Annotated in this window: 24 protein-coding genes and 1 pseudogene; 19 read left to right on the forward strand and 6 right to left on the reverse strand. The window is 50.8% G+C overall.

The features are described 5' to 3' along the window. Positions 1–315 precede the first annotated feature (315 nt). The 4 genes and pseudogenes from IEV46_RS08140 to IEV46_RS08155 form a co-directional block, all read left to right on the forward strand. A pseudogene (locus tag IEV46_RS08140) lies at positions 316–687 on the forward strand (IS607 family transposase); the annotation flags it as partial. A 47-nt stretch (positions 688–734) separates the two neighbouring features. Next, positions 735–1178, forward strand: a complete 444-nt coding sequence (locus IEV46_RS08145; protein ID WP_229735981.1) for an RNA-guided endonuclease InsQ/TnpB family protein — start codon at positions 735–737, stop codon at positions 1176–1178. A 438-nt stretch (positions 1179–1616) separates the two neighbouring features. After that, the gene (locus tag IEV46_RS08150; RefSeq protein ID WP_188431791.1) at positions 1617–3512 is read left to right on the forward strand and encodes an OPT family oligopeptide transporter; all 1896 of its coding nucleotides are present in this window, start codon (positions 1617–1619) and stop codon (positions 3510–3512) included. Positions 3513–3525: 13 nt separating this feature from the next. Then, complete coding sequence (locus IEV46_RS08155) at positions 3526–3897, forward strand: PqqD family protein (RefSeq protein WP_188431793.1); 372 nt, start codon at positions 3526–3528, stop codon at positions 3895–3897. A gap of 142 nt (positions 3898–4039) precedes the next feature. Here the strand turns inward: IEV46_RS08155 and IEV46_RS08160 are convergent, their stop codons facing one another. After that, complete coding sequence (locus IEV46_RS08160; RefSeq protein WP_188431795.1) at positions 4040–4411, reverse strand: DUF3899 domain-containing protein; 372 nt, start codon at positions 4409–4411, stop codon at positions 4040–4042. Positions 4412–4643: 232 nt separating this feature from the next. Here IEV46_RS08160 and IEV46_RS08165 point away from each other — a divergent pair, with 232 nt between their 5' ends. The 6 genes from IEV46_RS08165 (at position 4644) to IEV46_RS08190 (ending at position 12387) form a co-directional block, all read left to right on the forward strand. Next, a complete protein-coding gene (locus IEV46_RS08165; RefSeq protein ID WP_229735982.1) occupies positions 4644–6284 on the forward strand; it encodes a peptide ABC transporter substrate-binding protein in 1641 nt (546 codons plus the stop codon). Positions 6285–6712: 428 nt separating this feature from the next. Continuing rightward, positions 6713–8332: a peptide ABC transporter substrate-binding protein gene (locus IEV46_RS08170; RefSeq protein WP_188431799.1), complete on the forward strand. Its 1620-nt coding sequence runs from the start codon at positions 6713–6715 to the stop codon at positions 8330–8332. A 129-nt stretch (positions 8333–8461) separates the two neighbouring features. Further along, positions 8462–9391, forward strand: coding sequence for an ABC transporter permease (locus IEV46_RS08175; protein ID WP_188431801.1), 930 nt, complete (start codon positions 8462–8464; stop codon positions 9389–9391). A 5-nt stretch (positions 9392–9396) separates the two neighbouring features. Beyond that, on the forward strand, positions 9397–10323 hold the full coding sequence (locus tag IEV46_RS08180) for an ABC transporter permease (protein WP_188431803.1): 927 nt from the start codon (positions 9397–9399) through the stop codon (positions 10321–10323). Between the two features lie 19 nt (positions 10324–10342). Beyond that, the gene (locus IEV46_RS08185; RefSeq protein ID WP_188431805.1) at positions 10343–11377 is read left to right on the forward strand and encodes an ABC transporter ATP-binding protein; all 1035 of its coding nucleotides are present in this window, start codon (positions 10343–10345) and stop codon (positions 11375–11377) included. Next, positions 11374–12387: an ABC transporter ATP-binding protein gene (locus tag IEV46_RS08190; RefSeq protein WP_188431807.1), complete on the forward strand. Its 1014-nt coding sequence runs from the start codon at positions 11374–11376 to the stop codon at positions 12385–12387. The genes IEV46_RS08185 and IEV46_RS08190 overlap by 4 nt, the downstream gene beginning before the upstream one ends. Before the next feature lie 288 nt (positions 12388–12675). Here the strand turns inward: IEV46_RS08190 and IEV46_RS08195 are convergent, their stop codons facing one another. After that, on the reverse strand, positions 12676–12897 hold the full coding sequence (locus IEV46_RS08195) for a NifU family protein (RefSeq protein ID WP_188431809.1): 222 nt from the start codon (positions 12895–12897) through the stop codon (positions 12676–12678). A 237-nt stretch (positions 12898–13134) separates the two neighbouring features. On the opposite strand from IEV46_RS08195, the gene IEV46_RS08200 reads away from it, so the two are divergent. From IEV46_RS08200 to IEV46_RS08210, 3 genes are read left to right on the forward strand one after another with little or no spacing between them, the layout of a single operon-like run. Continuing rightward, a complete protein-coding gene (locus IEV46_RS08200) occupies positions 13135–14061 on the forward strand; it encodes a PLP-dependent cysteine synthase family protein (protein ID WP_188431811.1) in 927 nt (308 codons plus the stop codon). Between the two features lie 3 nt (positions 14062–14064). Continuing rightward, positions 14065–15198, forward strand: a complete 1134-nt coding sequence (locus tag IEV46_RS08205) for a bifunctional cystathionine gamma-lyase/homocysteine desulfhydrase (RefSeq protein ID WP_188431813.1) — start codon at positions 14065–14067, stop codon at positions 15196–15198. A gap of 20 nt (positions 15199–15218) precedes the next feature. Continuing rightward, positions 15219–15551 (forward strand): YuzD family protein, encoded by a 333-nt coding sequence (locus tag IEV46_RS08210; RefSeq protein WP_188431815.1) that lies wholly within the window; start codon positions 15219–15221, stop codon positions 15549–15551. Positions 15552–15633: 82 nt separating this feature from the next. Here the strand turns inward: IEV46_RS08210 and srtD are convergent, their stop codons facing one another. Further along, positions 15634–16242 (reverse strand): class D sortase, LPxTATN-specific, encoded by a 609-nt coding sequence (gene srtD / locus IEV46_RS08215; protein ID WP_188431817.1) that lies wholly within the window; start codon positions 16240–16242, stop codon positions 15634–15636. 171 nt (positions 16243–16413) lie between these two features. Here srtD and IEV46_RS08220 point away from each other — a divergent pair, with 171 nt between their 5' ends. From IEV46_RS08220 to IEV46_RS08235, 4 genes are all read left to right on the forward strand, one after another. Then, positions 16414–16674, forward strand: a complete 261-nt coding sequence (locus IEV46_RS08220) for a YuzB family protein (RefSeq protein WP_188431819.1) — start codon at positions 16414–16416, stop codon at positions 16672–16674. 255 nt (positions 16675–16929) lie between these two features. Next, positions 16930–17169 (forward strand): aspartyl-phosphate phosphatase Spo0E family protein, encoded by a 240-nt coding sequence (locus IEV46_RS08225; RefSeq protein ID WP_188431821.1) that lies wholly within the window; start codon positions 16930–16932, stop codon positions 17167–17169. Positions 17170–17287: 118 nt separating this feature from the next. Beyond that, the gene (locus IEV46_RS08230; protein ID WP_188431823.1) at positions 17288–17644 is read left to right on the forward strand and encodes a HesB/IscA family protein; all 357 of its coding nucleotides are present in this window, start codon (positions 17288–17290) and stop codon (positions 17642–17644) included. A gap of 637 nt (positions 17645–18281) precedes the next feature. Continuing rightward, positions 18282–18533 (forward strand): hypothetical protein, encoded by a 252-nt coding sequence (locus tag IEV46_RS08235; RefSeq protein ID WP_308420293.1) that lies wholly within the window; start codon positions 18282–18284, stop codon positions 18531–18533. Between the two features lie 248 nt (positions 18534–18781). On the opposite strand, the gene IEV46_RS08240 is transcribed toward IEV46_RS08235, so the two are convergent. The 3 genes from IEV46_RS08240 to IEV46_RS08250 all read right to left on the reverse strand — a co-directional run bounded on the left by IEV46_RS08240 (position 18782) and on the right by IEV46_RS08250 (position 20346). After that, the gene (locus IEV46_RS08240; protein WP_188431825.1) at positions 18782–19036 is read right to left on the reverse strand and encodes a hypothetical protein; all 255 of its coding nucleotides are present in this window, start codon (positions 19034–19036) and stop codon (positions 18782–18784) included. A 3-nt stretch (positions 19037–19039) separates the two neighbouring features. Beyond that, complete coding sequence (locus IEV46_RS08245; protein ID WP_188431827.1) at positions 19040–19234, reverse strand: hypothetical protein; 195 nt, start codon at positions 19232–19234, stop codon at positions 19040–19042. Between the two features lie 107 nt (positions 19235–19341). Beyond that, entirely contained in the window at positions 19342–20346 is a 1005-nt protein-coding gene (locus tag IEV46_RS08250) for an NAD(P)/FAD-dependent oxidoreductase (RefSeq protein WP_188431829.1), read from the reverse strand. A gap of 438 nt (positions 20347–20784) precedes the next feature. Here IEV46_RS08250 and IEV46_RS08255 point away from each other — a divergent pair, with 438 nt between their 5' ends. Together IEV46_RS08255 and IEV46_RS08260 are read left to right on the forward strand one after the other, a co-directional pair. After that, positions 20785–21978: an NAD(P)/FAD-dependent oxidoreductase gene (locus IEV46_RS08255; RefSeq protein WP_188431831.1), complete on the forward strand. Its 1194-nt coding sequence runs from the start codon at positions 20785–20787 to the stop codon at positions 21976–21978. A gap of 230 nt (positions 21979–22208) precedes the next feature. After that, positions 22209–22694, forward strand: a complete 486-nt coding sequence (locus IEV46_RS08260) for an NUDIX domain-containing protein (protein WP_188431833.1) — start codon at positions 22209–22211, stop codon at positions 22692–22694. The last annotated feature ends 153 nt before the right edge of the window (positions 22695–22847 follow it).

Here is a 22847-nt window from a genome sequence, read left to right on the forward strand (position 1 = left end):
GATTTTGTGAGGTAGGACGGGAAGCTTATAAACCGGATCAAGGAGTGACTGGCTGTGATGGAACAAGTAAACTCCTATTTCAGCAGAAAACGGGCACACCTTCTGGAAGAACTGAAAGATTTTATCCGTATTTTATCCGTATTCCCAGTGTCAGTACCAGCCCTGACTTTCGAAAGGAGGGTGGATAACAGTTAGGTTACACATATAAAAGTATAAAAGTTTACAAAAACCTCTTTGCTAATTATAAACTTTAGCTTATACCTAAATAGTAAGGGGATTTTGAAGGTTTATTCTATTGGGTAGTTTGCAAAGAAAATCGGTGTTACGCAACAGACACTGCGTAATTGGCACAAAAAAGGGACACTTATACCGGCGGTGATCACGGATAGTGGGTATCGATACTACAGTGAAAAGCAGTTGAGGGATTACTTGGGGGTAAATCCAAAAAACCAAATAGAGAAGATAACAATTGGATATTGTCGTGTATCCAGTAACAAACAAAAAGATGACTTGGAACGACAAATCGAAAACATGCAAATATATCTTATCGCTCAAGGGAAACCCTTTGAGATCATCTCTGACGTAGGGAGTGGAATCAACTACACAAAAAAGGGACTCCAACAGATCATCAAACGCATAACACAAGGGGAAGTGGATAGGGTTGTAGTTCTTTACAAGGATCGACTGAGAAGCGTTTCAAAAGGTTACAAAGAAGGGCTTCTCGTAAATATCAAATGAATAAGGAGGGAAACCGTTACCGGAAAACACGCAACCTTATAAAACTCGAAAAGAGTATAGCTAAGTTGAGAAGTCACATCAACAACATCCGAAAAGATTACATTCATAAAATGACAACAGAGATCGTGAAAACCAAGCCTTCTCATATTGTCATTGAAGACTTGAATGCAAAAGGGATGATGAAGAATCAACACCTGGCTAAACACATCCAGCAGTGTAACTTCTATGAAATCAGATGGCAACTGGAGTATAAATGTAAGTGGTACAACATTGAGCTAGTTATGGCTGATCGTTGGTATCCTTCAAGCAAAACATGTTCCAGTTGTGGTCAAATCCATAAAGGTCTGAGGTTATCCGACCGTTGGATAAAGTGCGATTGCGGACTCAATCTAGATCGTGACTTAAATGCTTCTATTAACTTAGCTAAATTAGCGTCTTAGTCATTTCAAGACAACGCTAATATGTACCGTGAGTTACACGGGAATTTACGCCTGTGGAGTGTTATACAAACCGTTGTAGGGAGTACGTGCCGAAGCGGGACACGATGAATCAGGAAGAAAACATAGACTCTTTGTAGAGTTTTGTAAGTTTTTCGTAACGGAAAGGATATACTCAAAAGATCATGTGATGGCAATGGACACCGAGTGCGAATGAAAATAATACCAATTTCTCGCATCGTCAACAGAAAACCCGTTCCATACAGGAACGGGTTTTTTGAAGGATGATTATTCCCAATTGCGCCAATGAAAGCATTTTGCCATTTCCCTTGTGTATGAAGGAATTGGGGTGTTATCCTTTTTAATAATCCATTTTTATATTATATATGTATATATATGTAATTATAGGAAAATTTATTGTTTAAAAAGAAGGGGTTACGGATGAGCCGTAATAATAAGGAGTCTTCTGCGGGATTTATCCCTTATATTCCATCTTCCAAATCTTTGCCGGAAATAACCTTACTCGCTGTTCTGTTGGGGATTGTGCTGGCAGTGGTGTTTGGGGCGGCCAACGCCTACTTGGGGTTGAAAGTGGGTCTGACAGTCAGTGCTTCCATTCCGGCCGCAGTGATTTCAATGGCGATCTTGCGTGGAATTTTCCGCCGGGAATCCATCTTGGAGAATAACATTGTCCAGACCATGACCACAGCTGGGGAAGCGGTTGGAGCAGGGGCGGTCTTCACACTTCCAGCTCTGTTCCTGTGGGACTTGGAACCCGGCCAGGCGATGATCGCATTTATTGTGTTGACCGGTGGATTTCTGGGCGTGTTTATGATGGTGCCCCTGCGGCGCCTGTTGATCGTCAAAGAACACCAATACCTGCCTTACCCGGAAGGGACCGCCTGTGCAGAGGTTTTGAAATCCGGAGAAACCGGAGGCCGGAATGCCAGACTGGTCTTTTCCGGCTTTCTGGTGGGAGGATTGGTCAAAGCTCTGGGTGATGGGTTGTTTCTCTTCAAAACGGAGATTGAGACTTCCATCGCCGAGGTGAAGAACGCGGTGGTGGGGATGGATACTCTCCCTTCCCTGTTGGGAGTGGGATATATCATCGGACCCCGGATCGCCGGTCAAATGATCGCCGGTGGATTGCTGGCCTGGATTGTCTTTATTCCGATGATTTCATTCTTTGGAGCGGGGACGACGCAGACTCTCTTCCCTGCGGATCAACCGATTTCCAAATTGGATGCCTGGGGGATTTGGAGTGGATATATCAACTACATCGGTGCGGGTGCAGTGGCCGTTGCCGGTCTGATCACCTTGGTGAAAACCCTTCCCACCCTGGTTCGTTCCATTGGGGATACTGTCCGTGGCCTTCAGGGCTCCTCCATGGAAACGGGGGGGCTGGAGCGGACGGATCGGGATATCCCCCTGACTTGGGTGTTCCTGGGCGTGTTTGCGGTGGTCCTCATCATCGCTTTTACTCCTTTGACCAATGTAGGTGTCATCGGGGCTCTCGCCATCGCTGTCTTCGGCTTTCTCTTTGTTGCGGTGGCCTCCCGTATCGTCGGGATTGTGGGAAGCTCTTCTTCCCCTGTATCAGGTATGACGATTGCGACCATACTGATCGTAACCGTCATCTTCAAGATGACGGGACTGACCGGTACCGACGGAATGATCGCTTCCTTGACCGTGGGGGCGATCATCTGCACGGCGTTGGCCGTTGCCGGTGATATTTCACAGGATTTGAAGACTGGTTATCTGGTGGGGGGGACTCCCTGGAAACAACAAGTTGCTATGATGATCGGTGTTGTTGCTTCCAGTTTGGTCATCGGGTTTGTGCTGGTGGTGATGGATGCTTCCTTCGGGATGGGTTCCAGGGACCTGCCGGCTCCCAAAGGGGTACTCATGAAGATCATCATTGAGGGGCTGATGGCGGGCAACCTGCCTTGGGACCTGATCTTCCTGGGTGCGGCCACCGCAATCGTGATCGAGTTTCTGGGTTTGAACTCTCTGGTGGTGGCTGTGGGTCTATATCTCCCGGTTCACATCAGCGCTCCGGTGATGGTGGGCGGGATTGTCCGTTGGTTGATCGATTGCTTCAGCAAGGAGGAACCCTTGCGCAAAGCGCGGCAAAATACAGGTACTCTGTTCGCTTCCGGGTTGATCGCCGGGGAATCCCTGGTGGGTGTCATCATCGCAGCCTTGATCTTCTTCGGTCTGATGAGTCCGGAAGGTCAAGTGATCCTGGAGAATCAGTTGGTTTCCCTCGCGGTCTTCCTGGGTGTCACGATCCTTCTGTGGGCAGTGTCCCGCCGGGCCAAGACCATGGAATCGTGAATGGGATGATCCCATGTTTTTGAAGAAAAAGCGGAGCAATCTGTTGAAAATGAGGCCGGTGTTAAAAGAACGTTTTACTCTTGAGCCCTTGGGAGGCCACCAAGAGTCCGGCTCTTTCCGCTGTCGTCTGCTCATTTCCCGGGACAGCTGGTTGGAACGTCTGTCTGTGCGCTGGTTGAAACAGCCGCAGACGATCCAGGTGAAGCTGGATCCTCTGGGCAGTTTCGTTCTGTCCCATTGTGACGGGAAGCGGACAGTGGAGGAGATTGCCGAAGGATTGGCCGAAACATTCGGGGAAGAGGCAGAGCCGGTTCTGCCCCGGTTGGTAAAGTATCTTCAAATTGTGGAAGCCAACGGGTGGGTCCGGATGAAAAGGGAATCCTGACAGCAAAATGCCCCGTACATCCAAGTGCGGGGCATTGCTGTTCAGGGGAGTGTTTGGTAATGATTTTGGCAGTTCCGAACAACGAAAAGGTCATGTGAGATCCAATCCCGACCGACCTGGCCGTCACTAATTCACAATGCTTTTAGATCAAAGGAATCAATAGAAACGAAAGGATCGTGTCAATCAGACCTGTCCAAAATCCGACTGTGGCCATCCAACGCTTGATGCGGGCACGTTTTTCCTCTTCTGCTTCACTGCCGGAACCGTCGAGAGGATCTTCAAAGCCATAATCTCTCTGATTACGCTTGGGCAGAAGCATTTTGAATCCCTTGGAGACAAGATTGAAAAAACCGCCGTTCCACACATAGTATCCACCGGCCAGCATCAAGAGCGCCAGCCCTGTCATGAACAGGATGTTGATCATTCCGGTCAGGTCGCCCTGTGCGGCGGCAAAGGAGCCGATCACACTGACTGAGGCAAGGACGCCTGTCCATAGGATCCGGCTTTGGAGCATCTTGGTTCCTCCTTGTGTATTAAAGGGATTTTTTCTTTTGTTTCGGCCATTTATTATAACAAAGGAATGACTCTCCCTGTTCAGCTCCTCCCGGCTGATAAGTAAATGTTCCTATTTTTCAACAACCCTTTTCTGTCCATGTGAATTGATTTATAATGAACGCGTCAAGATGCCCGTTGCAATCATATCCCGGTTATATTGGGCGACAATAAAAACCAAGGGAGGAAGGACATTGAGGAGGAGACGGTTTTTCCCTCTGTTGGCGATGGTCATGACGAGCGCTCTTCTGTTGACGGCTTGTGCGGGAGTGACCGGCGGTGCGGTGGGGACGGGAGAAAAGGCAGGGGATAAGAAACAGGTATTGGATATGACGTTGACAGCGGAGCCGCCTGGGTTGGACAGTGCGGTGACGACAGATGTCGTTTCCTTTGATGTTCTGAACAATGTGATGGAAGGGCTGTATCGTCTGGACAAGGATAATCGTCCCGAGCCGGCGATCGCTGCGGGAGTGGATATTTCCGAAGATAAAAAGACGTATACCTTCCGTTTGCGCGAAGCCAAATGGAGTGACGAGGAACCGGTGAAAGCTCAGGATTTTGAATACGCCTGGAAACGGGCTCTCAATCCGAAAACCAAAGGGGAATACGCCTATATCCTGTATCCGATCAAAAATGCGGAGGCGTATAACACTGGGCAAGTTTCCGCTGACGAGGTGGGAATCAAAGCAGTGGACGAACAAACCCTCCAGGTGGAGCTGGAGTATCCGGTTCCCTATTTTCTCAGTTTGACTACCTTTGCCACCTATATGCCGCAGCGGAAGGATATTGTGGAAAAATTCGGAGAAAAGTATGGGACGGAGCCGGACAAGATGGTTTACAACGGTCCCTTCAATCTGAGTGAATGGCAGCATGAACAAAAGGTTCAGCTCCAAAAGAGCGATACTTATTGGGATCGGAACACTGTTCGTCTGGAGACCGTCAATCAATATATCGTCAAAGATACATCGACAGGGGTCAACCTTTATACTTCCAACCAAACCGACCTCACCTTCCTGGACTCCGAACTGTCAGAGGCTTTCAAAAAAAGCCCCGAATATCTGCCGGTGACCACGTCCACGGTTCAATATTTGCAATTCAATACGAACAATGAGTTTTTGTCCAATGCGAATATCCGAAAAGCGATCAGTTATGCGATTGATCGGGAGGCCATGGTCAAGATTTTGAAGGATGGATCCCAGCCCGCCTATGGTTTTGTTTCGCCGACGATCATCAACAGCAACAACAAAAACTTCCGCAAAGAATCGGGAGACGGGCACCAGTTCAATCCCCCCGAAGCCAAACGCCTCCTCAAAGTGGGAATGGAGGAGCTGGGGATTACCGAAAAACCGGAACTGACCATGCTGATTTATGATGACAACCGCAAAAAAGCTGCGGAAGTGATGCAAGAGCAACTGAGAACCAATCTGGGGCTGGAGGTTCGGCTGGATCCCAGACCGCTGAAACAGAAATTGGATGAAGAGGCCAAGGGGAATTTTGAACTCACTTTTGCCGGTTGGTCCGCAGACTATAACGATCCGATGTCCTATTTGGATATGTTCCTCACCGATGGACCGTTTAATCGCGGCAAGTGGAGCAACAAGACCTATGATCAGCTGATCAAAAAGTCGACCGGTAACCCCGATAACGAGGAGCGGGCCAAAGACCTGATCCAGGCGGAGAAGATCCTGAGTGATCACGCGCCGATCGCCCCGTTGTACTTTGGTGGGGAAGTCTATCTCCAAAAGCAGTACGTGAAAAATCTCGTACGTCACCCGGTCGGCACAGGCATCAGTCTGAAATGGGCGTATATGGACGGTAAAGAAAACAAGAACTGATCCTTCGGATGCAGGGATTGAAGGGAATTCGGCGGAAACGAAAAGGGTGTCCGTCCAAAACGGGCAGATGCCCTTCCTTCCGTCGCACGATTGCCCCCCAGTTTTATCCACTAATTTCTTCGTTGATATCCTGTTCACTTGTACGTTTATTTGGTATGATAGTACTAGTTTCATTTTATTAAACACAATTGTGGGAAAGTTAGTTTCATTTCCGTGGGAAATCCCATGAAATCATCATGGGAAGCGCTCTCCGGGTATATAAATACTTGTGGGAGACGTATGCGGAACCATCGTGCATCTGTCTGCCTGTCGTGGACAGAACAGACGAAAATTGCCGATAATTCCGCGGTTCATTTGTGTTATCGGTCCCAATCGGACCATAACAATAGAATTTTTCTCATATTTTTCAAGGGGGGTAACCTGACAACATGGGCAAAAAGTTTAATGTGGCGCTGGCGCTTTTGCTGGTTGCCAGTCTGGCTCTGACTGCTTGCGGCGGCGTGGATCAAAGCCAGGGGGGCAGCAGCGGGAAGCAAGTGCTCAACCTGACTGAAACTCAGGAGCCGCCGGGGCTGGACAGCTCCAAAACGACCGATACTGTCTCCTTCAGCGTTCTCAACAACGTGATGGAAGGGCTGTACCGCCTCGACAAGAACAATGAGCCGGTGGAGGGCATGGCGGAAAGTGTGGATATCAGCAAAGATAAGAAAACCTACACCTTTAAACTCCGGGATGCCAAGTGGAGTGACGGCGAACCGGTGAAGGCTCAAGACTTTGAATATTCCTGGAAGCGGGCTCTCGATCCGAAAACCAAATCCGAATATGCTTACATGCTGTACCCCATCAAAGGTGCTGAAGCGTATAACAGCAAAAAAGGAAAAGCGGACGATGTAGGCGTGAAGGCCCTCGATGACAAAACCCTGGAAGTGAAACTGGAGCAACCGATTCCCTACTTCCTCGGTCTGACCGCCTTCGCCACCTTTAACCCGCTCCGTCAGGACATCGTTGAGGAGCACGGCGAAAAGTACGCCACCGAGCCGGACAAAATGGTCTACAACGGCCCCTTCGTCCTGTCCGAATGGAATCACAACAAAGACTTCCAGTACAAAAAGAACGACAACTACTGGGACAAAAAGACGGTCAAACTGGATGAGATCAATGTCAGCATCGTAAAAGACATGAACCAGAAGATGAACCTGTATTCCACAGGGAAAGTGGACTTCACCAGCTTGGGTGAAGATTACGTGGATAAGTACCAAGGCAAGCCGGATGTATACCAGCACAATGAGGCCACCAACTTCTACCTGCAATTCAACACCAATAATGAGTTCCTTGATAACGCCAAGATCCGGAAAGCCATCTCCATGGCCATTGACCGGAAGACGCTGACGGATAAGATTTCCAAGAACGGCTCTGTTCCGGCCGGTGCCCTCGTGCCCCCGGCGGTGCAAGGCCCTGAAGGCAAATCCTTCCGGGATCTGGCAGGTAAAGAATATATCAAGCATGATCCCAAGGAAGCCAAGAAACTCCTGGAAGAAGGCATGAAGGAAGCCGGGATCAAGAAGATCCCGAAGCTCGAACTTCTCGGCTATGACTCCAGCGGTGCCAAGAAGGATCAAGAGTTTATCAAAGAACAGCTGAACAAAAATCTGGGGATCGATGTGGATCTGCGCCCGATGTCCTTTGACCAGAAGTTGAAGCTGGAAAGCGCAGGGGACTTCCAAATCAGTTACGCCGGTTGGGGTGCCGACTACAACGACCCGATGACCTTCCTGGATCTGTGGGTGACCGGTGGTTCCTTCAACCGCGGTGATTGGAGCAACAAAGAATATGATAAATTGATCAAGAAGTCCAAGACCAACCCGGACTTCGACGAGCGGATTAAAGATCTGGTCAAAGCGGAGGAGCTCCTGATGGAAGAAGCGGCGATCGCACCTCTCTACTACCGCTCCCAGCTGTTCCTGCGCCAAACCTATGTGAAGGATCTGTACACGCATCCCTTCGGTGCCGACTTCTCCTATAAGTGGGCTCATATCGAAGGTAAATAAACGGATCGACACTGGCAGATCCCATAGACAGCGCGAGAAGGTATATGCCAGCCCTGGCATATACCTTCTGTGCGCTAATCATAACAATTTTGTTTGATTTAAAGTTTTTTGAGAAAGGGGAGTGGAATGATGGGGCGGTATATTCTGCAACGGATGGCCTATATGCTGATCACGCTCTGGGTCATTATCACCTTTACCTTTTTCCTGATGCACTTGATGCCCGGTTCCCCCTTGCAAAACGTGGAAAAAATTCCGGAGGAACTGCAGGAAGCAATCCTGAAAGAATATGGGCTGGATAAACCCCTGCCTGTACAATATGTTCAATTTCTGGGCAACCTCGCCCAAGGAAGCCTGGGCTATTCTTACAAATATGACGGTCGCAGTGTCACGGATCTCTTGATGCAAGGATTTCCGGCTTCCGCTCAATTGGGGATTCAATCCATCATCTTCGGCAGCCTGGTCGGAGTATTGTTGGGATCTATTGCCGCTCTTCGCCGTGGCACTTGGGTGGATAACACCGCCAATGTGATTTCAGTCCTCGGGTACTCGGTGCCCAGCTTTGTGATTGCCACCCTCCTCTCCTATTATGTGGGAGTGAAATGGGGGATCTTGCCCACCGGTTTGTGGGGATCCTTTCAACACACCATTTTACCGACACTCTCCCTCTCCTTCCTGGTGATCGCCACGATTGCCCGCTATATTCGGACAGAGATGTTGGAAGTACTGGGACAGGATTATATGAAGACAGCCAAAGCCAAGGGTTTGAGTCGAACAGCCTCCATTGGACGTCATGCCCTGCGCAATGCGTTGATTCCGGCGGTGACGGTGATGGGACCCTTGGTGATCGGATTGATCACCGGTTCCTTGGTGGTGGAGCAGATCTTCGCCGTGCCGGGCATGGGCTGGATGTTCGTGGAATCGATTCAGGTGAAGGATTATACGGTCATCATGGGGGTTACCATCTTCTACAGCGCCTTGTTGATCATCAGTATTTTCCTGATCGATATACTGTATGGTGTGATTGATCCCCGGATCCGTATTTCGGGAGCGAAGGAGTGATCGGGATGGAGACGACCAAGAATCTGACACCGGATCTGTTTGAACCGGCGGAAACAGATGTGAAGGAACAGGAGCAAATCGCCCGCAAAAAACTCACCTTCTGGGGGGATGTCTGGCGCCGGTTTCGTTCCAATAAAGGAGCGCTGATCGGAGGCATCCTGCTGCTGATTATTGCGGTTATGGCCTTTATTGGACCGGATATGAACCCGTACACCTATCGGGCACAGGACTACAGTGTCATCAATAAGGAAGCCTTCGGGGATCACTGGTTCGGAACCGACGCTCTGGGTCGGGATCTTTGGACACGAACCTGGTACGGGGCGGGAATCTCTCTGCTGATTGCCCTTTTGGCTGCAGCTTTTGACCTGTTTATCGGGGTTCCCTACGGCTGTATCTCCGGCTATTACGGCGGACGGGTGGACAACTGGATGCAGCGCATTATTGAAGTGCTCTATGGGATTCCCAATCTGGTCGTCATCATTCTGTTGTTGTTGTGGCTGGATCCGGGAATTTTCGCTATTGCCCTGGCGATGGGGATTACCGGTTGGATCACCATGGCCCGGGTGGTGCGTGGTGAGATGCTGAAGCTGAAATCCCAGGAGTATGTTTTGGCCGCCCGCACTCTGGGTGCGAGCACCTCCCGGATGCTGGTCAAGCATATGCTGCCCAACGTGATGGGGCCGGTCATTATCACCATTATGTTTTCCATACCGACAGCGATTTTCTTTGAAGCTTTCCTCGCCTTTATCGGGTTGGGGATCCGCCCGCCGGAAGCCAGCCTGGGTGTGCTGATTGAAGAAGGGTATAAGCAGTTGCAATTGTATCCGTATCAGTTGTTTTATCCGGCGGCTGTCTTGTCATTGATCATGTTCGCCTTTAACCTGGTGGGTGATGGACTGCGGGACGCTTTGGATCCGAAATTGCGTCAATAAGAAAGGAGGGACTGATTATATGGAGAAGCAAAATCTGTTGGAAGTACGGGACCTGCACGTATCCTTCAAAACTTACAATGGCGAAGTGCAGGCGGTGCGCGGTGTCAGCTTCGATGTGAAAAAAGGAGAGACTGTGGCGATCGTCGGAGAGTCCGGTTGCGGGAAGAGTGTCACCTCTCAAACTATTATGAGATTGATCCCGCAACCCCCGGGCTGGATTAAATCCGGTGAAATCCTGTTTGACGGACAGGACTTGACCAAGCTGTCAGAGAAACAGATGGAGGCGGTTCGGGGAAAAGAGATCGCCATGATTTTCCAGGATCCGATGACCTCCCTGAATCCGACCATGACGGTGGGTAAACAAATTATGGAGGGTTTGATCAAGCACCAAAATTTAGGGAAAGACCAAGCCCGGGAGCGGGCACTGGAAATGTTGCGGCTGGTCGGAATCCCCAGTCCGGAAAGACGGATCAATCAATATCCTCACCAGTTCAGTGGCGGGATGCGGCAGCGGGCCATGATCGCCATTGCCCTGGCCTGTGCGCCGAAACTGCTGATCGCCGATGAGCCGACGACGGCTTTGGATGTGACGATTCAGGCCCAGATCCTGGACTTGATGAATGATTTGAAGGAGAAGCTGGAAACCTCAACCATTCTGATCACCCACGATTTGGGTGTGGTAGCGGAAACTGCCGATCGTGTGGTGGTCATGTACGCGGGGAAAGTGATTGAAACCGGAACGGTGGATGAAATTTTCTATCGTCCGCGCCATCCTTACACTTGGGGGCTGATGGGGTCGATGCCGCGACTGGATCTCTCCAGGGAAAAGGAACTGACCCCGATTTTGGGAACCCCGCCGGATCTTCTTTCTCCGCCGAAAGGTTGTCCCTTTGCGGGTCGCTGTAAGTATGCAATGAAAATTTGCAAACAGCAGATGCCTGAAACCACTTCCCTTCAGGAGAGTGGATCCCATCAAGTGGCCTGCTGGTTGGAGCACCCGATGGCACCTGCGGTGGAACCGCCAGTTGAAATGGTAGGAGGGGGTTCAAAATGAGCACAGCGGAGCCCAAAGTGGAAAAGATTCTCGAAGTGAAGCAAGTCAAAAAGCACTTCAACATGGGCCGCAATCAGGTGGTTCGGGCGGTGGACAATGTCACCTTTGATGTATACAAAGGGGAGACCTTGGGTCTTGTCGGCGAATCCGGCTGCGGCAAGTCCACCATCGGCCGGACGATTATCCGCCTGTATGAAGCGACCGAGGGGGAGATCCGGTTTAAGGGGGAGACTACCAAGGATCTCAAGGGAAAAAGTCTGAAGAAGTTCAACCGGGAGATGCAGATGATCTTCCAGGATCCTTATGCTTCCTTGAACCCTCGCATGACTGTAAGCGATATTATCGCCGAAGGATTGGATATCCACGGATTGGCTCAAGGGGAAGAACGGCGTCAAAAGGTAGTTGAGCTTCTGAAAACCGTCGGCCTCAATGAAGAGCACGCCGACCGTTTCCCCCATGAGTTCAGTGGCGGACAGCGGCAACGGATCGGTATTGCCCGCGCTCTCGCGGTAGATCCCGACTTTATCATCGCTGACGAGCCCATTTCCGCATTGGATGTGTCCATCCAGGCCCAAGTGGTCAACCTGATGAAAAGATTGCAACGGGAAAAGGGATTGACCTATCTGTTTATCGCTCATGACCTGTCTATGGTGAAATATATCAGTGACCGGGTCGGAGTGATGTATCTCGGGAACTTGGTCGAGTTGGCGGACAGCCAGGAACTGTATGACACCCCCCTTCATCCGTATACGGAAGCATTGCTGTCAGCGGTTCCGATCGCTGATCCCGATGTGGGGAAACAACGGGAACGCATCATCTTGAAGGGAGACGTTCCCAGTCCGATCGATCCTCCCAGCGGTTGTCGTTTCCGGACCCGTTGCCCGAAGGCGATGGATATCTGTGCCCAGGTCGTTCCTAAATGGCAGGAAGTCCGTCCGATGCACTGGGTGGCTTGCCATTTGTATGAGGAAGAATCCCTCAAAAAGGAACAAGCGAAGAAAGAGGATTAATCGATCTCCCCTGAACCGAATCGGTTCAGGGTTTTTTTGATTCATAGGGTCCGAACGTATGTGCCTGTTTATTATACCACAGGCGAAGCCTTTATTCTCCCGATCCGTAAATAAAAACTTTTGAAGGGGTCGGCGATTCACGCCAAGGGGAATTTCGGGCATGGGGATCCACTCGCTCCTGAGCGATTTCGAGGTTACGGCCGGCTGTCGGAAGGACCGTAGTTATTTCATTCAACCAACAACCGCCGGTATGGATTCCGGCGGTTGTTGAGTCAATCCTAAGTTTTTTTACAATACTTGTTCCACTTCCGTGACCTCGGGGATTTCCTCCATCAAGGCCCGCTCGATCCCTGCCTTCAAAGTGATGGTGGAGCTGGGGCAGCTGCCGCAGGCTCCGAGGAGTCGAACTTTTACCACTCCATCCTCGATGTCCACCAATTCCACATCGCCACCGTCCCGTTGAATGAAAGGACGAAGTTTATCCAGGACTTCCTGCACTTGTTCTTTCATATGACATACTCCTTTCCGGAAAGAGAGTCACCCGATCCATCTATTGATTAGGGTTTGACATTAGCTACTTTTGATCCGTTACCCGGTGGGAAACGATCCTCACTTCCATTATACAGGATCACGGAGATTCTGTCTTGGGTGAATCAAGCACAGGGGATGCAGGTGTTTCTCCAATGTTGTTCCTCATGATAAGATGAAAGGGGTAACATGATTGGGAATATGGGAAGAGGGATGTTTATGAAGCATGTATATGAGGATATCAAGGAATTGATCGGCTGGACACCGATCGTGAGAATCAAGAGTTTTTCTGTGCCAAAGGGTGTCGAGCTTTATGCGAAATTAGAGTATCTCAATCCGGGAGGCAGCGTCAAGGACCGCCTTGGTCTGTCCCTGATCAAGGCGGGGGAAGAAACGGGGCAGTTGAAGCCGGGAGGTACAATCATTGAGCCCACTGCCGGAAACACGGGAATTGGACTGGCCTTGGCGGCGGTGGGAACCGGTTATCGGGTGATCTTTGTCGTTCCGGAAAAATTTTCTCAGGAGAAGCAGGAGCTGATGCGCGCCCTGGGGGCGGAAGTGGTGAACACTCCCACTGAAGAGGGTGTGCGCGGAGCGATTGCCAAGGCAAAGGAATTGACCGAGGCCATCGAGGGTGCCTACTGTCCCCAGCAATTTGGCAACCCGGCCAATCCCCAGGCACATTATGAGACCACGGGTCCGGAGATCTGGAAACAGATGGACGGGCAATTGGATGTGTTTGTGGCGGGAGCCGGTTCCGGAGGAACTTTTATGGGCTGCGCCCGTTATCTCAAAGAGCAGAATCCCGGGATCAAAACGGTGATCGTGGAACCGGAAGGATCCATTCTCGGGGGAGGCGAGCCTGGTCCCCATAAAACGGAGGGGATCGGAATGGAGTTCCTGCCGGAGTATATGGACCCTTCTTATTTTGATGCGGTTCATACCGTTTTGGATCGGGATGCGTTCCGGAGAGTGAAAGAACTGGCCCGTCAAGAAGGGATGCTGGTGGCCAGCTCTTCCGGGGCAGCCTTCCATGCAGCTCTGGAAGAAGCGAAACAGGCCGCTCCCGGTTCCCGGATTGTGGTGATTTTTCCCGATGGAAGTGAACGTTATCTCAGCCAACAAATCTATGGAGAAGGAGAGTAAAGGATGCGAATAGATACCAAATTAATCCATGGCGGTATCTTCGGGGATGAGCGAACCGGTGCCGTCAGTGTTCCGATTTATCAGGTTTCCACCTATAAGCAGGATGCGATCGGCCAACATCGGGGCTACGAATATTCCCGTACGGGCAATCCCACCCGGGAGGCCCTGGAGAAATTGATCGCCGATCTGGAAAACGGCTCCCGAGGATTTGCCTTCGCTTCCGGAATGGCGGCCATTTCCACCGTAACTTCCCTGTTTGACCAGGGAGACCATCTGGTGATGGGGGATGACGTTTACGGTGGGACTTACCGGGTGATGAGTAAAGTATTCAACCGGTTGGGAATCTGGAGCGATTTTGTGGATACCAGCTGTCCAGAGGAAGTGGAGGCGGCCATTCGCCCTGAGACAAAAGCCATCTTCATGGAAACTCCCAGCAATCCCCTCCTGAAGGTGACGGATATCGGGAAAATGGCGGAGATCTGCCGCAGTCACGGATTGCTTTTGATCGTGGATAACACCTTCCTCACTCCTTATTGGCAAAACCCTCTCGATCTGGGTGCGGATATCGTTCTTCACAGCGCCACCAAGTATTTGGGAGGGCACAGTGATGTGGTGTCGGGACTGGTGGTAGTGAAGGATGAGGAATTGGGAGAGCGGATTCACTTCCTGCAGAATTCCATGGGAGGAATCCTGCCACCCCATGATTCATGGTTGTTGATCCGGGGCATCAAGACCTTGGGGCTTCGGATGAGGCAACATGAGGCTACCAGCCGGAAACTGGCTGAATGGCTGAAGGGCCGATCCGATATTGAGCAAGTTTTTTATCCCGGTCTGCAAGACCACCCCGGTCATTCCATCGCGGCGAAGCAGGCCCGGGGGTTTGGAGGAATGATCTCCTTTGATGTGGGAGGCGGCTCCCGTGCAGAACAGGTGCTGTCCAAAACCCGCTTTTTCACCCTGGCGGAAAGTTTGGGCGCGGTGGAAAGTTTAATCTCGGTGCCTGCCCGGATGACCCATGCTTCCATTCCTCCGGAACGACGCCGGGAGCTGGGGATCACCGACGGACTGATCCGGATTTCCGTGGGGGTGGAGGATCCGGAAGATCTTTTGGGAGATTTGGATCAGGCGCTCCGCTGACAAGGGAGGAGAGGATTTGAATGAAGGTGGAAGTGTTGGTGTATGGAGCTCGCGAGCTTTGTCCCAGTTGTGTCAACCTTCCGTCCTCGGAAGAGACGGCCTCTTGGCTGTCAGCGGCATTGGGACGAAAATACGGGGATCAGGTGTTGGTCCGCTATGTGGATATTCATCATCCAACGGGGGAGGAGGAAACAGCTTTCTCCCGTCGGGTGGTAAAGGAGGATCTCTGGTACCCGGTGGTAGTCATTGACGGGGAGATTGTTGGAGAAGGAAATCCCCGTCTGAAAGAGATTCAACACAAATTGAAGGAGTTGGGGATTACTCCGGTGGAGACGGATGTGAAAAAGGAATGAGTGAAATTAACGGGCCTCTTCCCATCTGGGAAGGGGCCCGTTGATACCGGATTGAAATCTTTTGAAATTTGTAGGCAGGTTATTATTCATTTTTCTTGCTGTCTATCAGCTCTGCACGGATGATGTAACGCTGGGGTGCGCTGCCCACCAGGTTGAAGGGATAGCAGGTGATCAGGGACATATCGGGCTGATCGTGGGGGACGATGACACTGCGGTCATGCTCATCGACGATGAACATTTTGCGGATCTGATAGGTATAGGTATGATGATTCATTTTAACATAGATTTTGTCCCCTTTTTTCAACTCTCCCGCTCGTCGAAACGTGGTTTCCCGATGTCCGGCGAGAACAGAGTGACCCGTTTCACCGGGGAGTACCGTCCCAAATCCGATATACTGGCCGACTCCTTTGGCGAGCTCCTCATGATCTGTTCCATAGATGATGGGCAGGACGGCGCCAATGCGGGGAATGAACAATTGTCCGATCTGATCTCCTTTTTTCGGTTTGAAATCGGTGTCGATCCCTTTCTTTTTGGAAGGCTTATTCTCCAGGTTATCCCAATCGTCAGCGATGGACATCGCCAGTTTGGGATCCTGGACGACCACGCGGATCTGGTCCCACCACTGGTATCCGTTATAGGCTACGAGGGAAAGACCGGCAACAATCAGGAAGATGGCAATACCTCGGGCCAAGTCGATATTCCTCCTCGTATATAACATCGAATCAGCCAAATTTTATACAAAGACAGTGTATCATGTCGAATGGAGGGAAACAATCATCGACCCATCGCTTTTGCTTCCATGACCAAACCAGTTACAATAAGACAAGGTCCCGATCCGGGAAAAACCAAGGGGTGATTCCCAATGAACCCGATGGTGGAATTTTGCATCAACCGGTTGACACCGGATGTGGAGAAGATCAAGGATGAATTGGAGGCGGATCCGGAAGTGGAAATTCTGGAAACCCCTTGTCTGGGCAACTGTGAAATCTGTGCCCAATCCCCTTATGCTCTGGTGAACGGTGAAATTGTCACGGGAAGAGATGGGGAGGAACTTTTGCAAAATATTCGCCGGGAGATCAAGGAACAACAAAAAAAATGGGATGATCTGCTCGATCTGCTTTGATTATGGCACTTTATCGTGCACTCCATCCTGTCGATAAGATCATGGATTGGATCCCATACGCCATTTGAAAATCAGAGGGCAGTGGGATATAATAAAAACGGATGTTCCCATTTTTTCTCTTTATTACAAAGAACTATTAACATACCCGTTTATCCGTAATTATCAAAGGCAGTTTCCCCGCATGGTCTCATCAGGTATGGCGTCGGTAACATCCTTTGTTTTGACAGATGTGGACAGGTGAAAGGGGTCACGATGATGAACCGATTGGAAGAGGAGATGGAACGGCTGAGAAGGGTGATGCATCAGCAGGCCGCTGAACTGGGCCTCAATCATCCGGCGGTGATCGAGCTCAGCCAGCAGTTGGACGAGTTTCATAATCAATGGAACCGGTGGCAGATTCCTTCCAGCAGCCAACCTGATGTGGATAACCGGGCCGCCTATATCATCAGAAGATACACGTCACAGATCAAGGAGGCGGCCCTCAGTCGTGCCTGATCGGGTAAAACCCTGCTTTTCCATGAGACGGGGGTACTGAGGGGGCCCGGTTGTATCCCTTTTGCCTTCTCTGTATAATTTAAGTGGAGAACCACGCCAAACCAAGGAGGGATTTCACATGATCGAACTTTCCGAACGGGCGTGCCACAAAATCAAGGAAATGTTGAAGGAAGAGGAAAATCCCGAAGAGCAGTTTCTCCGCGTTGGCGTCAAAGGCGGGGGCTGTAGCGGGTTTACCTACAGTATGGGCTTTGATGAGAATAAAACCGATAAAGATACAGAACTGAATCTGAACGGGTTACACGTATTGATCGATCGGGAAAGTGAACCCTTGATTCGCGGTCTTCAGATTGATTACAAAGAATCGATGATGGGCGGGGGCTTCACAATTCACAATCCCAACGCGATCGCCACCTGCGGTTGCGGCACGTCCTTCAGAACTGCGAAGGATCCCGGTGTTCCAGAGAAGTGTTAAGGTGAAAATCACAGGGTTGTTTACGGCTGCAGTGACATATCGGCCGGCAATCCTCCGTTGCCTCCTGAAAAGGAGGTTTTTTTCATGGGTGACAGGTCTGGCAATTTGTGGCGTAAGAGTGGTTTACACAATGAAAGCTGACAGGCGGCATTTTGAAGGCAGTCATCAGAAACATGCTGATGATCGCCTTTATTCTTTGTCATCTCCATCATCGCGGTCATTGGAAAAAAGCACAAAAGAATGAGCCAAGCTGAGTACCGCCTCTGCGGATGTATAGAAAAGCGGCCACCCTAAATAATCCCGGCGGACATGGTTCAGACTAGGGAGTGTCTCATTATTCACTTTGATATGGTGTGAAAGGTCGGTGTGATCGGTGGAGAGCCTTTGCACTCAGGTGAGGGCGACTCTCGCTTGGGTTCGCTTCCAGGTCTCGCGATGCGCTTTTTGCAAAGAGATCGAAGACAGTTACACCGGCCGATCACTAAAAGTGTTGTGAAAAAGCTGACACGGGAGGCTAGGTTCTACATGAAGCGTCTTTGGATCACCAGAACACCTGAAGCGGAATGTGGAATCCCATCCTGACGGACTTGGACAGCACGAAATCACAACGCTTCTAGAGCTACGGAGGTGTTTGGTTATGATACAGCATGATCAGCGTGAATCGACGGACGATCCGTCACCGGTGTCAAAGACGAAGCAGACTGTTGTTCCGGAAGCACAAGAAAAGGATCTCGATTTTGAAGGAAAAGACGAAGCATGGCTCGATGTGGACCGAATGATCAACGAGGGACTCGGGAGTGGCCATGTCGGGGATTGGACCGGTAAAATAGAGGAAAGCCGACCTCTGAAAGATGAGGAACCTACCAGAGAATCTGACGACGGGGCATAACGTTCTCCCCTTCCATAAAAAAACGCCCGATACGGGCGTTTTTTATATTTCCGGTTTTAACTCCCTGTTTGGAAAAGCTGACAGAAGGGATGAGCCGAGTTTGTCAAAGGGATGAAACTCCGGGCATTTATGATTTTCCATGGGCCGACTCCCTTCTATGGCGGGCTCCAGGTCCGTCGGACACGAAAGACCACATTCATAGACCTAAGCGCCGACCGGTACCGGACGGCGCTTCCCATGGAGGAAGGTCACATCAGCTGTTCCGCCACCCACCTCACCTCATGATACCCGCACTGCTGACATTGGAGTTGATGCGGACATTGATGGGTTTGCCGATCGATCCAACCATCGGTCTTTTTCAGATCATCGATTGGGCGGTAAGGACTGTAAGGAGCCAGAGAATCGAAAAATCTCCCCCGGTCCTCCATCCATTCCCCGCAGTCCGGGCAGGAGACATTCAGTGAGCTGAACCCGTTGCAAACCGGGCATCCCGCCTTTGCCATCGGCTATCTCCTCCCCCTCCGATTGGAAATGACCAGGTAGGAGAGCAAGACCACAAAGGCGAAAACAGCGCCGACTGTCCCGTACCCACTCTCCAACCCTTTTCCCCGGGATGCGAGGTAAATCAAGAGGGGGATCAGCAGCGTCAGCAGGACCAGCATGAAATGGTAAGAACCGGCCACCCACCGGGATCGGTTCATCGGGATCCACCATCCTTTTCAGGTTATCCCTATTTTGGCTCCTTCTGCGTGGTTCATTCAAAAAGAAAAGAAGCCGCGTCTTTAAGGGACGGCGGCGTGATATGGGGTCAAAACTTCATATTGGAGCTGTGACCCGGCTGCAAGCGGGCCTTGGGGTCGATAAACTGTTTGGCGTTGTTGACAGCAGTGGGGGCTTCACCGAAACCGACAGCGATCAACTTCACTTTGCCCGGGTAGGTGGTTATATCCCCCGCGGCATAAACCCCGGCAATGTTGGTCTCCATCCGGGAGTTGACCACAATCGACCCCTTCTCAATCTCCAATCCCCAATCCTTGATCGGGCCGAGAGATGAGACAAAACCGAAACTGACGATGACATCATCCACTTCCAACTCTTCAGTCAGAGCTTGTTTCTTGTCGCCTACCACCACTTTTTCAATCCGGCTCTCTCCGTGAATGGCGAGGATTTCCCGGGAGGTCAACACGTGGACGCCGGAATTCCTCATTTTTTGTACGCTGGATTCATGAGCGCGGAACTGGTCGCGACGATGGATGATGGTCACCTTTTCCGCGATGGGTTCCAACATATTGGCCCAGTCCACGGCGGAGTCGCCGCCCCCGGCGATCAATACTTTTTTACCTTTAAACTGTTGCAGGTCCTTAACGAAATAATGAAGGTTTTCCCCTTCATACCGTTGAGCCCCGGGGATTTTCAACTTCCGTGGTTCAAAAGCGCCAACCCCGGCGGTGATGATGACGGAACGGGATAGATGCACTCCGCGATCGGTGGTGATTTCAAAGATCCCTTCCCCGTTTTTCTCCAGGTTGAGCACCTTTTCATTGAGGCAGAAGACCGGATCGAACAACTTGCACTGTTTCACCAGTTGATCCACCAGCTCCTGTGCCAATACTTTGGGAAAGCCGGCCACATCATAGATATATTTCTCCGGGTACAAAGCGGAAAGTTGGCCACCCAGTTGGGGCAGGCTTTCGATCAGTTTGACGGAGGAATTGCGCATGCCGGCATAAAATGCGGCAAAAAGTCCCGTCGGCCCTCCCCCGATGATGGTGATCTCCGTCACTTCGGGGTTTTGTTGAACATCTTCTGGCATGGATGCACCTCCAAGTGATGTAAAAGGATTCTGTGGTGAATCCGGGGGATTCCGCCGGGAGACGGCGGTCGCGGTTCACCCTGCCGGTTCCGGTCGGTTGTATTCTATCATGAAAACCGGTGACTGACCAACGACCCCGGGCCAAAACATGGGAATCATTTTGTTTTTAGGAATAATGATTGACTCTGCTACAGCGTTTTGAATTCTGGGATTTTTCAATGCTTCCGGTGAGGTCATAGGAATAAAAAGGTTATATTGTGATCAAGTTCACCAATTCCATTTTGGATAGGTGGAAGATGTCGGGGAAGACTTTCTGACAAAAGGATCCCCCTTGTCAAATGTGGAGATTCACCTTATTATGGTCTATAGTGTTCGGTGGTCGTAGGGACACCGAATTATTTGTGATGTTTTTAACATGGATAAATGGATGTGGTACTTATGGCTCTTCCTAAAATTGTAGTTCTGGGCGCGGGCTATGGCGGTTTGATGACCACGGTCAGCCTCCAGAAAGAGTTGAACCATCAGGAAGCAGAGGTGACTCTGGTCAACCTGAATCCGTATCATTATGTCACCACCAAACTTCACGAACCGGCTGCTGGCACCCTCGATCCGGATTATGTCCGGGTGGAGATTGCGGGTCTTCTCAAACAGGAGAAGGTCCGTTTTGTACAGGACAAGGTGACTCGGGTGGACCCGGAAAAGAAAGAAGTCCATCTGGCAGAGCGGGAACCCTTAAAATACGATTATCTGGTATTTGGATTGGGGAGCGCCCCGGAAACCTTCGGTATTAAGGGGTTGTTGGAAAACGCTTTCTTTATCCGTAATCTCAACGGTGTTCGCCAGATTCGGGAACATATTGAGTACATGTTCTCACAATACAACAACAATGAGGAAAAGCGGGATGAGCTGTTGACGATTGTTGTCGGGGGTGCCGGTTTTACCGGGATTGAATTTGTGGGTGAGCTGGTGGACCGGATTCCCGAGTTGTGCCGCCAATTTGACATCCCGCGTGAAAAAGTTCGCCTGGTCAATGTGGAAGCCGCCCCGACAGTCTTGCCGGGCTTTGATGAAGAACTGGTGAAGTATGCCATGCAGTATCTCGAGGAACATGGCGTGGAGTTCCGGATCAGCACGCCCATCGAAGAATGCACTCCGGATGGCGTGATTCTGAAAGGCGGGGAAAAGATTGATTCTGCCACCGTCGTCTGGACCGGTGGTGTGCGGGGCAATCCGTTGCTGGAGGAAGCCGGAATCGAAACAGCCCGTGGCCGTGTCAAAGTGGATGAATACTTGCGTGTGCCAGGTCGTGAAGATTTCTTTGTGGTGGGAGACAGCTCCCTGATCTTCAATGACGAGGGGCGTCCCTTCCCACCCACGGCGCAGATGGCGACCCAACAGGGACAACACCTTTCCAGCAACTTGGTTGCTCTGTTGCGGGGGGGTTCCATGAAGCCCTTTAAGTTTGAGTCAAAGGGGACACTGGCATCTCTCGGACGCGGTTCTGCGATTGGGGTGGCTTTCGGCAGGAAGATATCCGGTTCCACCGCTTCCATCATGAAACGGATCAATGACTGGCGCTGGTTCTATATGATCGGGGGTCTCCCCTTGATGTTTAAGAAAGCGAAATTCTAATGATGAGGACTGATCACCCCGTTCCGTGATGAACGGGGTTTCTTATTCGAGCCTAGGTGTGTCGATTAGGGGGGAGGTCGTGTAATACCACACGACATCGGTTATATACAAGTCTTGTTAGGTTCGCTTCGCTCCCGGTCCTGGCTACGAACCACAGGACTCCCTTTTCAACGCCTATGACTTTGGTTAATCGACATTCCTGATTCCATTCAAAATGACGGGGTGATGCCATGAAACGCGGTGGGGTCTGGTTGGGGGTGGGTGGGCTGGTATGCAGGGAAAACGGGGATGTGTTGGTGGTTCGAAAAAAGTATGGAGCAACCAAAGGATTATGGACTTTGCCTGGTGGATTTGTCTCCCCTGGTGAAACATTGGATGAAGCTGTAGAGCGGGAGGTACGGGAAGAGACCGGAATTCAGGCTCGAACCCTGGGGCTGATCGCGGTTCGCACCGGGGTTTTGCGAACAGGGGAAAGTGACAACTGTCTTTTTTTCCGCTTGTTGCCGGAGCGGGGTGAACCGGTTCCGGACGGAAAGGAAGTGATGGATGCACAATTTGTTCCTCCTGCGGAGCTGCTGGTGGATCCCCGCTCGACGGATCTCCTTCGTCAGGTCCTATCGGAAGAAAAGGGGACTGAACTGTCCATGGTCCGACAGAAAATTCAGTTGAAACGAGACTACGGATACCAAAGATATATCGTTTATTCCCGGAAATAAAGGGGATGGTTGTTTATGTAATATCCCTCTTGATCCAGGTTGATGATGATCTGAGAAGTGGGAACCAAGCAGAGAGAGAGGAGGACGATTTCGGAAAAAAACTGCGTTGATGGTTATGTTCAGCTCCTGTTGAGGACTGAGTCTCGCGAGGGT

Source organism: Kroppenstedtia guangzhouensis, assembly GCF_014637345.1.
Classification (GTDB): domain Bacteria; phylum Bacillota; class Bacilli; order Thermoactinomycetales; family DSM-45169; genus Kroppenstedtia; species Kroppenstedtia guangzhouensis.